Annotated in this window: 10 protein-coding genes and 1 tRNA gene; 5 read left to right on the top strand and 6 right to left on the bottom strand. The window is 46.2% G+C overall.

Going from position 1 to position 9,424, the window contains the following annotated elements:
• Positions 1 to 842: 842 nt before the first annotated feature.
• Both Q0144_RS06870 and Q0144_RS06865 read right to left on the bottom strand, forming a co-directional pair.
• Complete coding sequence (locus Q0144_RS06870; protein ID WP_298062793.1) at positions 843 to 1,517, bottom strand: methionine ABC transporter permease; 675 nt, start codon at positions 1,515 to 1,517, stop codon at positions 843 to 845.
• An 83-nt stretch (positions 1,518 to 1,600) separates the two neighbouring features.
• A complete protein-coding gene (locus Q0144_RS06865) occupies positions 1,601 to 2,278 on the bottom strand; it encodes a response regulator transcription factor (RefSeq protein ID WP_005870247.1) in 678 nt (225 codons plus the stop codon).
• Positions 2,279 to 2,605: 327 nt separating this feature from the next.
• Here Q0144_RS06865 and Q0144_RS06860 point away from each other — a divergent pair, with 327 nt between their 5' ends.
• The 5 genes from Q0144_RS06860 to Q0144_RS06840 all read left to right on the top strand — a co-directional run bounded on the left by Q0144_RS06860 (position 2,606) and on the right by Q0144_RS06840 (position 5,614).
• A complete protein-coding gene (locus tag Q0144_RS06860; protein ID WP_291937435.1) occupies positions 2,606 to 2,902 on the top strand; it encodes an HU family DNA-binding protein in 297 nt (98 codons plus the stop codon).
• Between the two features lie 71 nt (positions 2,903 to 2,973).
• Positions 2,974 to 3,060 (top strand) — tRNA-Leu (locus Q0144_RS06855).
• 115 nt (positions 3,061 to 3,175) lie between these two features.
• A complete protein-coding gene (locus Q0144_RS06850) occupies positions 3,176 to 4,609 on the top strand; it encodes an acetyl-CoA carboxylase subunit A (protein ID WP_298062791.1) in 1,434 nt (477 codons plus the stop codon).
• A gap of 8 nt (positions 4,610 to 4,617) precedes the next feature.
• The gene (locus Q0144_RS06845) at positions 4,618 to 4,887 is read left to right on the top strand and encodes a hypothetical protein (RefSeq protein WP_298062789.1); all 270 of its coding nucleotides are present in this window, start codon (positions 4,618 to 4,620) and stop codon (positions 4,885 to 4,887) included.
• The gene (locus Q0144_RS06840; RefSeq protein WP_298062787.1) at positions 4,880 to 5,614 is read left to right on the top strand and encodes an arginyltransferase; all 735 of its coding nucleotides are present in this window, start codon (positions 4,880 to 4,882) and stop codon (positions 5,612 to 5,614) included. Before Q0144_RS06845 ends, Q0144_RS06840 begins: the two co-directional genes overlap by 8 nt.
• Positions 5,615 to 6,247: 633 nt before the next feature.
• On the opposite strand, the gene Q0144_RS06835 is transcribed toward Q0144_RS06840, so the two are convergent.
• The 4 genes from Q0144_RS06835 to Q0144_RS06820 all read right to left on the bottom strand — a co-directional run bounded on the left by Q0144_RS06835 (position 6,248) and on the right by Q0144_RS06820 (position 9,347).
• On the bottom strand, positions 6,248 to 7,066 hold the full coding sequence (locus tag Q0144_RS06835; RefSeq protein ID WP_298062785.1) for an ATP-binding protein: 819 nt from the start codon (positions 7,064 to 7,066) through the stop codon (positions 6,248 to 6,250).
• A gap of 929 nt (positions 7,067 to 7,995) precedes the next feature.
• Complete coding sequence (lptB, locus tag Q0144_RS06830) at positions 7,996 to 8,718, bottom strand: LPS export ABC transporter ATP-binding protein (RefSeq protein WP_298062783.1); 723 nt, start codon at positions 8,716 to 8,718, stop codon at positions 7,996 to 7,998.
• Positions 8,711 to 9,118, bottom strand: a complete 408-nt coding sequence (gene tsaE, locus Q0144_RS06825) for a tRNA (adenosine(37)-N6)-threonylcarbamoyltransferase complex ATPase subunit type 1 TsaE (RefSeq protein ID WP_005870258.1) — start codon at positions 9,116 to 9,118, stop codon at positions 8,711 to 8,713. Before tsaE ends, lptB begins: the two co-directional genes overlap by 8 nt.
• Positions 9,102 to 9,347: a S4 domain-containing protein gene (locus Q0144_RS06820; protein WP_295152076.1), complete on the bottom strand. Its 246-nt coding sequence runs from the start codon at positions 9,345 to 9,347 to the stop codon at positions 9,102 to 9,104. The genes tsaE and Q0144_RS06820 overlap by 17 nt, the downstream gene beginning before the upstream one ends.
• Positions 9,348 to 9,424 lie beyond the last annotated feature (77 nt).

Genomic DNA, 9,424 nt, shown 5'->3' with positions numbered 1-9,424 from the left:
TCTTATTAAACGCGCCGTATCCGCCCGCGTAAAATTTTACCGCAAGCGGCGTAAGGCAATTTATTGAATTCTACAAATTTAAAAATTCCTCAATAAGAAAGAATTTAGGCTCAATTCACAAAGGAATTTCATAGTCTGCTTTATGTTTAAAGAACTGGCGCAATCTTAGGTTCTTTTATCAAAGCCAAAAAGCTTGTCAAAGCGGCAATACCATCATTATTGGCTTTTATTTATATCCTGCGCTTTATATTTTAAAAGTAAGCTACGAAATTTCTAAGTAAAAGTGAAATTATATAAGAAAGATCCCGCAAAACCTAAAATTATAAAATTTTAAAACTGCTTGTCTTAGAATTTATAAGCAAAATTTCGCAAGGTCTAAATTTTTAAAATTTTAAAATTCCGTGCCTTAGAATTTCAAATTTCAACTTACGCTTCTCATTAAGATTTAGGCTAAATTTAAATTTTAGACAATGAAATTTTAAAATTCTGCGCCTAAATCTTGCCTGCGAATTTTAAAATTATCCAGCATAGTTTCGATCGCCCGTTTCAAAGATGCGACCTATTATAAAAATAAAGCTTACTCTACGCAAAACAAGTCTTGGCGCGCTTTGCTTTAGCTACACAAAGCCTTAAATTTAGACCTTGATGGTAGGTAAATCTATCTGCTCGCGATTATAGAATTTCAAGCGGTATTCATAGCATTGCAAACCTACATTTTTTATAATTTTACAGTTTAGCAAAACAGGCTATACAAACGAACGGTCTATAAGTTTAAGATCTACTTTTTGCAATTTTATACTAATAGAAAATGTTTGATATCTCGTTAAGCTATGGGTTTGAGCCTACTTTTTCGTGATTTTATAGAGTAAATTTCCGATGCTTTGGATTATCTGCACGAGCACGATCAGGATCACGACTGTATATGCCATTATATCGGGGCGGAAGCGCTGAAAGCCGTAGCGGATCGCCACGTCGCCGAGCCCACCACCGCCGACCGTGCCCGCCATCGCCGTAAATCCGATGATGACGATGAGCGTGAGCGTAATCGCACCGATGATGCTAGGTAGCGCCTCGACGAACATCACGCGAAAGATAATCTGCGTCTTGCTCGCGCCGAAGCTCTTCGCCGCCTCGATCACGCCGCTATCGACCTCCAGCAGCGCACTTTCGATGAGCCGCGCGATAAAGGGCGCTGAGCCGATAGTAAGCGGCACGATCGCTGCGGTGGTACCGATGCTCGTGCCGACAAGAAGCTTTGTAAGCGGAAAGAGCACGATCAGCAAAATTATAAACGGAAAGCTTCGCAGCGTATTTATCGCGACGTCCAGCACAGCGTAGATGATGCGGTTTTCGCAGAGCCCGCCGCGACGCGTAAGGATAAGCACGATCGCAAGCACGAGCCCCAAAATAAACGCCAAAGCCGTACTTACGAAGGTCATATACAGCGTCTCCAGCGTCGCGTTTAGTAGCAGCTTCGGAATCACTCCGCTAAAAAAATTTTGTATCCACTCTATCATCTTTGTCCTTTCATTTTGCGCCCTTTTGCGCTATATCGAGCTTTTCACCATTTTAAATTTCAAAATTGACGGCGCAAGTCCGCTCATTGTATCAGCTTATAGCCTACGCCGCGGATGGCGTGGATGTAGCTGGGCGCCTTGGACGTTTCGCCAAGCTTTAGGCGGATGCGACCGATGATGACGTCGATGCTTTTGCTCGAGGATTCCTCGCTTATGGAGCTGCAGTTGTAGATGAGCTCCTCGCGGGTGATCGCGCCGCCTTCCTTTTTGATGAGATACGAAAGCACGTCGTATTCGGCGATGGTGAGCGATAGTGGCTGTCCTTTGAAGCTGATGACGTGGCGGAAATCATCCACTTCGAGGTCTTTTTTTGGCTTTGCGGCGCGCTGAATGGAGTTTATGTCGTAGCGCTCGATGTGGCGTTTGATGCGCGCTAAAAGCTCTTGCGGATTATAGGGCTTTGGCAGATAATCGTCCGCGCCGAAATCAAAAGCGTTGATCTTATCGGTCAGATCGTGGCGGGCGCTTGAGATTATGATCGGTATATCGGTGTTTTTGCGGATCTCTTTGCAGACCTCAAGCCCATCCATCCCGGGAAGCGTGAGATCTAAAATTACGAGGTTGAAATTTTCTAAATTTAACTTAGAAAGCCCCAAAAACGGATCGTCCGCGACGGTGATATCGATATCGTATTGCTGCAGATATTCGCTTAAAATTTCGGCGAGTTCTAAATCGTCCTCTATCATTAAAATTTTAGTCATAAAAAAGCCTTTTAAATTTTGCGCGGATTATAACAAAATATAGTTTATATATTTTAAAGCGGCAGGCTGGGGCGAAATTTTATAAAAATGAAGCGGGAGGGGAAGAAATTTTGAAATTTTTCGAAATCGGGCAAAATTTATAAAATCAGCCCCAAAAATATGGCGGAATTTTGAAATTTAAAGAAGCAAAATCTAAAAAATTGACGAATTTGGGCTAAATTCGGCTAAATTTTGCCGATTTTTGCGTTTTTTTCTTAAAAAACTATTGTATTTTTTGCGAAACTATTGTAGAATACCGCCCAAACCACTTTATTTTAAAGGATTAGCATGAAAAAAGCTGATTTTATCCAAGTAGTTGCCGATAAGGCAGGTCTTTCTAAAAAAGATACTGTTAAGGTAGTTGATTCTGCACTTGAGGCTATCAAAGAGCTTTTGGTAAAAGGTGATGACATAAGCTTCATCGGCTTCGGATCTTTCGGTATTGCAGAGCGTGCAGCTCGCGAGGGTAAAGTTCCTGGCACAAACAGAACTTACAAATCTCCTGCTACTAAAGTAGTAAAATTTAAAGTCGGCAAACAGCTAAAAGAGGCTGTTGCAGCTGCAAAAGGCAAGAAGAAAAAATAATTTTCTTGCTCCAAGCCCCGTCTTCGGGGCTTATCTTTTTTAAATTTATACAATCAAAACTTTTTTAAAATGCCCGAGTGGTGAAATTGGTAGACGCACCAGACTCAAAATCTGGCGAGGGCGACCTCGTGTCGGTTCGATTCCGACCTCGGGCACCATAAATCTTCTTTAAATTTTATCCGGAATTTCAACCGCCTTTCATGAATTTCAACTTGCTATAAAATTTTTTATACTATTATTACCGCGGTATTTCTTTAAAAGAGGCAATTATTTATGATACGTAAAATTCTTATCGCCAATCGCGGCGAGATCGCGGTTAGGATCATTAGAGCCTGCAGAGATCTGCATATCGGAAGCGTCGCGATCTACACTAAACCCGACGTCGATTGCTTGCACGTAAAAATCGCCGATGAGGCCTACGAGGTCAGCACCGATGCGCTAAAAGGCTATCTGGACGCCAAAAAGATCGTCGAAGTCGCCAAAGAGTGCGGTGCTGATGCGATACATCCTGGATACGGCTTTTTGAGCGAGAATTACGACTTTGCAAGAGAGGTCGAGGACGCGGGCATTATTTTCATCGGTCCAAAACCCGACGTTATTCGCAAAATGGGCAACAAAAACATCGCTCGCTATCTGATGCGCAAAAACGGCATCCCGATCGTGCCCGGCACCGAAAAGCTAAATCACGAGAGCATGGATACGATCAAAAAATATGCGCGCGAGATCGGCTACCCCGTGATTTTAAAGGCTAGCGGCGGCGGCGGCGGACGCGGTATCCGCGAAGTGTGGGACGAGAAGGATATGGAGAGCGCCTATGACTCGTGCACGAGGGAGGCGAAGACCTTTTTTAATAACGATGAAATTTTTATGGAAAAGCTCGTCGTTAAGCCGCGCCACATCGAGTTTCAGATCATCGGCGACAATTACGGCAACATCATCCATCTTTGCGAGCGCGATTGTTCGATCCAGCGCCGCCATCAAAAAATTATCGAGATCGCGCCGTGCCCCTCGATAAGCGAGCATCTGCGAAAGACGATGGGTACGACCGCGGTAGCTGCAGCAAAGGCGGTGAATTATACCAACGTCGGCACGGTGGAATTTTTGCTCGATGACTACAATAACTTCTATTTTATGGAGATGAATACCCGTATCCAGGTCGAGCACGGCATCACCGAGGAGGTTACGGGCGTCGATCTTGTCGTGCGCCAGATCCGCATCGCAAACGGCGAAATTTTAGAGCTTGAGCAAAGTGATATCAAGCCGCACGGCTACGCGATTGAGGCTAGAATCACCTCCGAAAACGTCTGGAAAAATTTCACCCCGGTTCCCGGTACCGTCAGCGATTATTATCCCGCACTAGGTCCCTCCGTGCGCGTCGATAGCCACATCTACAAAGGTTATAAAATTCCGCCGTTTTACGACTCGCTTCTAGCCAAGCTCATCATCAAAACCACCGACTACGACCTGGCTGTTAATAAACTAGAGCGCGCGCTGAAGGAGTTTCGTATCGAGGGGGTGCGCACGATCATTCCGTTTTTGCTTAGCATCAGCAAGTCGCGCGAATTCCGACTCGGCTTTTTTGACACGAGCTATGTCGAGAAAAATTTAGATAAAATCTTAGAAAACACTATCGATGATATGCAGCCGAATAAAAACGAAGCGATCGCCGCCATCGTCGCTGCGATGCGCAAATCGGCACGGATTTAGGAAAGAGTATGGATTTTTTAGAGAGCCTGAAAGATATAAAAAAGGATATGCTTAAGGACAAGGCGGCAAGCTCTGCGCCCAAAAAGCCCAAAAAACCTAATCCAAATCGCGACGAGTTTAAAGATATTTTCAGAGATGATGATAGCGAAAGCGGCCTAGACGGTGCCGCGGAGGAATTCGACGCAGCCAAAGAGAGCATCGCCGCACGCGAAAAGCGCCTCAAAGACGAGTTTTTAAAATACGTGGACGCGGCGAATATCAAAAAGCTGAATGACTGAAATTCCATTTTGTACGCTGGATTTTGCCTGCCCCTATCTAGGCGGCAGAGCCGCGCGTAGCGAGTATCTCTACATAAAAGACTGCGACTTCGAGTATAATTCAAGCTTAGTGCAACATGGCTATCGCCGCTTCGGCAGGTATTTTCAAAAGCCCGTTTGCGCAGCCTGCGCGGAGTGTAAAAGCCTGCGCGTCGATGCTTTAAATTTTAAATTTAGCAGATCGCACCGCCGCGTCTATAAAAATAATCGCACGACTGCCTATGTATGGCAATCTCGCCCGCTTTTAAACGATGCGCGTTTGGAGCTTTTCGCGCTCTATCACGACTACATGCATCTAAAAAAGGGCTGGCCTGTGCAAGAGATCGATTTTGAGCGATATGATGAAATTTACGTCCAGGGCCACGGCGACTTCGGCAAAGAAATCTCTTACTATGGCGAGGACGGGCGGCTTATCTGCGTCGATCTCATCGATATCGTGGATGACGGCATTAGCTCGGTGTATTGCTACTACGATCCGTATCTGCCGCATCTAAGTCTGGGTAAATTTTCGCTTTTAAAACAGATTGAGTTCGCCCAAGATCTGGGGCTTCGCTGGATCTATCTGGGCTACGCGGTGAAGCAGTGCCCGAGCCTGGCGTATAAATTTGGCTACGAGCCGTATGAAATTTTAAACTCATACGTAGAGCTTGACACTCCCGCCGTGTGGGAGGGGCGCATAGAGGGGTAGGTTCTGCGCGGGTGCCCAGAAGTAGCCTAGGCATACGCGCTTCGTAGAATGGTAAGCTTCACGCATCCGTACAGCGACAGCGCGCAGTAGCCGAGATCACGCCGCCGCATAGAATTCGGTCGCGCGCAGATACGACGCGGTATGTAAAAGCGCCTCTCATCGTTAAAATTTACGCTGAAATTTCGCGCGTTATGAGTCTTCAAGGCTTTTGAGTCGCAGCGGGCGTTAAATTTTGCGCTGAAATTTAGCGCCGCTCGGCCTGTGAAAATATCTGCAGCGATGAAATTTAAGGCGATGGAATTTAAAAGGAGGGCAGATGAATTTGCAAATTTTACGGCAGGCTCGGCATTTGCGTGTCGCAAGACGGCACGCGCGGCTTTTGGGCGTACTTGGCTCTTGAGTGCGCGCGAAAAAGGGCGATCGGTTTCGTAATATAACTCTTACGCTGCCGCAATTAGCCTTGGCGCTGCGACCGGCTTCGGCATTGACCTAATTTTGATATCGCGATTGGTTCTGGTCCGTAACTGATACTGCCGCACAAGCGGCGAAGCACAAAAAGATGGCTTATAAAGCACGATACAGCATATATTTATAAAATTTAAGCAAACTGCGAAGCCGCAATAAGACGGTCGGTTACGGCAAATTTATCAGCTCGACTTTGTTTTCCAGCGATTTTGGGATCAATAAAACCTTGCTATCGCTTGAGATGTCCGCAGGTCTTTGCATCGCGCCCAGATCTAGCTTGAGCACGCGTCCGTCCGTACCGATGCGCCAAATTTTACCGCTTAAAAGATCCTCACCCCAATCGCTAACTAAAATTTCGCCGTTTTTTCCGCGCGCTATGCCGTAGAAAACCCCCTTCATATCGGCAAAGATCGAAATTTCGCGAGATTTCAGATCCATGCTTAGTACGCGCCCCGGGACCTTTCCGCTAAGATCGAATGTAGTGATCAGAAGCTTATCGCCTTTAGCCAAAAGTCCGTTTGGGCTGCCTAGCGATGGATCGATGCGCGCAAACTCATCCGCGGTGCGCGAGAGCAGGTCGATGCGCCAGATCGTCCCACGCGCGGGATCGCTTGCGAGCAAAACCTCGCTACCGAGCGCCACGACGTCGTTTAAGGCCTGCGCTCCCTCGATTTTTAGATTGAAAACCTCCTGGCCTTTGCTAAAGCCCCTGATCGCGTCCAGATCGCACACGTAGAGCACGCCCGCGATCTGCGCCATTCCGCCAGGATTTACCAGATCGTCTATAAAATTGGTCTCAACGACGTTGGAATTTTTTACTATGCGGCTGATGAAGCCGTCGCGCTCTTGTGGATCTTCACTACTGCCGCGATTTGCGATGTAAAAAGCGTCATCGGTAATGAGCGAACCACTAGGTGCGCTAAATCCGTCGATCCCTAGGCCAAAAAGCGCGCCCGCCAAGGCGCACGAAAGTAGAACTTTTTTCATAATCTCTCCTTGATCTCGCCAAAATTTTAAGAATTTTAAAATTTTAAAGGAAGCGACGAGTGCCGGGTTAAAATTTTAAAATTCGCAGCGAGCTTTAAGATGAGCGAAATTTAAACCCGCAGAGCAAATAAAAGCGCAATTTTAATTAAACAAAGCGGCTTAATCGGCAAAATTCTAGCGGGTTGGAAGGTCTTGCTTCGCGCGTCGCTTTTAATTTGATGCGTCGAAGCCGAAGTGAGTAGGTTTGTGTGCGCTTTGGTTTACGCTGCCACTCGCTAGCCACATCGCGCGGACCGCAAGTTTCGCATACGTAATTTATTTGAGGCTGTTGCTTTAAAATTTTAATTCTACGAGCGGATATTCTTTTGCAAATTGTGGGCGTGATTTTGATGCGCAGATGAAAGCGTTACGTTTAAAGACGCCTCTGCTTTAAAATTTGATTTAATTTAAACAAAGTGTGATTAAAATGCAATTTAAATTTTATGTACCACGGGTGTAAATTGCGGTTGCGAAAAGAGAACCTGCCGCAAAAATTATTTAAAATTTGCAGTGCACAAAACGCCTTTTGAAATTTAAAAACGAGCCCGAGACGCACTTCAAAAATTGATGCGCGAGATTTAGACGCCGAGTTTAAATCTCGCCGTCATAACTATTTCAAAATTTTAAGCACAAAATTCAAACCATACTGATACGCGCCTCGCACCGAAGCGCTACGCCTCAAAATTTAATATGTAAATTAAAACGGGCGTGAAATTATTGAGCGCCGAGGCTTTACGGGCTTTAAAATTTTAATACGCAGATTTAGGTCGAGAGGCACGCGTACAGCCAGTCGCAGCCGTACACTTGAATTTTAAATCGTAAAACTTAAATTATAGAAATTAATGCGCGCGCCGAAGCGGGAAGTGAAAATCCAAAGCGCTCTGGCTGACTTAGATGCTAAAATCCTCGCCGAGGTAGAATTTGCGCACATTTGGATCGCTGGCTATCTCTTTTGCGGTGCCGCCTGCGAATAGCTCGCCGTCTTTGATGACGTAGGCGCGGTCGCAGATCGCAAGCGTTTCGCGGACGTTATGATCGGTGATGAGTACGCCGATGCCGAGCTTTTTTAGGTCTCGCACGATGCTTTGGATGTCGCTAACGGCGATCGGATCGACGCCCGCAAATGGCTCGTCCAAAAGTAGAAATTTCGGCGTTATCATTAGGCTTCGCGCGATCTCGCAGCGCCTGCGCTCGCCGCCACTTAGGCTTACGCCTTTGCGCAATCTGATCGGCTCGATGTTGAGTAGATTTAGCATCTCATCGACCTTTTGCGAGGCTTCGGCCCTGTTTTTGTAGGTGATCTCCGCGGCGAGCATTAAATTTTCTTCAACGCTAAGCTCCTTAAAGATGCTGCTTTCTTGTGGCAGGTAGCCTATGCCCAGCTTAGCGCGTTTGTGAAGCGGAACCTTTGCGATGCTATTTTCATTAAGCAAGATATCGCCGCCGCTAGCGCTTATCAGCCCGCAGACCATATAAAACGTCGTGGTTTTGCCCGCTCCGTTGGGCCCTAGCAGCCCCACGATCTCGCCATTGTAAAGCTCTAGCGAGATTCCTTTGATGATCGGCGTGCCTTTTATGGTTTTTTTTAGACCCCTGACTTCCAGTTTATGCATAGCTTACCTCGTATTTTCGCCCTTGCGCGTGCGGCGTGATCCTCACTACGCAAAAATCAAGCTCATATTTTTTAAGTAAATTTATCAAATTTTCATCCGCCCATTCGATCAGATGAAGCCCCTCTTCAAATAAATTTTCAAATAGTCCGTTTTTTAAAATCCCCTCACAGCCGCCGTTATAGATGTCGTAATGATAAATTTGGCCGTAGTTTTGCATGATCGAAAACGTAGGTGAGCTCACGTGCTCGTCTAACCCGTGAGCCCGCACGATCGCGCGCGCAAGAGTCGTTTTGCCGCTGGCAAGATCGCCGATTAACAATATTATGCCGCTTTTTGGCAGAGCCTGCACGAGGCGCGAAATTTCATCCTCGCCGCAGATGAGTTCAAAGCTCTTGGACATACTTCGCCTGCTCGCTTTTGGGCGTATTTTTCGCGCTAGGAAAGGCTAGGACTTTAAAGCTTTGTTTTCTATCTAAAAAGCTTATCGTGATAACGTCGCCGATTTTAAGCTCTTTGGCGGGCTTTGCTACGACGCCGTTTACGGCCACGACGCCGCTTTTGCACATATCTTCGCTGATGGCGCGCCGCTTGGTGATATTTACTGCGTTTAAAAATTTATCGATTCTCATAGGCGTGAGTTTAGCGATATTTGCCTTAAAAGCAACTATTAAACTATTTTTGGTAGAATTTCGCCAAATTTTACGTA

Source organism: uncultured Campylobacter sp., assembly GCF_938045345.1.
Classification (GTDB): Bacteria; Campylobacterota; Campylobacteria; order Campylobacterales; family Campylobacteraceae; genus Campylobacter_B.
The sequence above is the reverse complement of the archived record's forward strand: the minus strand, read 5'-3'. Positions and strand labels throughout refer to the sequence as shown.

Coding starts and splice junctions, on each gene's coding strand:
- Q0144_RS06870 (WP_298062793.1), bottom strand. CDS start 1,517: ATGATAGAGTGGATACAAAATTTTTTTAGCGGAGTGATTCCGAAGCTG.
- Q0144_RS06860 (WP_291937435.1), top strand. CDS start 2,606: ATGAAAAAAGCTGATTTTATCCAAGTAGTTGCCGATAAGGCAGGTCTT.
- Q0144_RS06835 (WP_298062785.1), bottom strand. CDS start 7,066: ATGAAAAAAGTTCTACTTTCGTGCGCCTTGGCGGGCGCGCTTTTTGGC.
- lptB (WP_298062783.1), bottom strand. CDS start 8,718: ATGCATAAACTGGAAGTCAGGGGTCTAAAAAAAACCATAAAAGGCACG.
- Q0144_RS06865 (WP_005870247.1), bottom strand. CDS start 2,278: ATGACTAAAATTTTAATGATAGAGGACGATTTAGAACTCGCCGAAATT.
- Q0144_RS06820 (WP_295152076.1), bottom strand. CDS start 9,347: ATGAGAATCGATAAATTTTTAAACGCAGTAAATATCACCAAGCGGCGC.
- Q0144_RS06850 (WP_298062791.1), top strand. CDS start 3,176: ATGATACGTAAAATTCTTATCGCCAATCGCGGCGAGATCGCGGTTAGG.
- tsaE (WP_005870258.1), bottom strand. CDS start 9,118: ATGTCCAAGAGCTTTGAACTCATCTGCGGCGAGGATGAAATTTCGCGC.
- Q0144_RS06845 (WP_298062789.1), top strand. CDS start 4,618: ATGGATTTTTTAGAGAGCCTGAAAGATATAAAAAAGGATATGCTTAAG.
- Q0144_RS06840 (WP_298062787.1), top strand. CDS start 4,880: ATGACTGAAATTCCATTTTGTACGCTGGATTTTGCCTGCCCCTATCTA.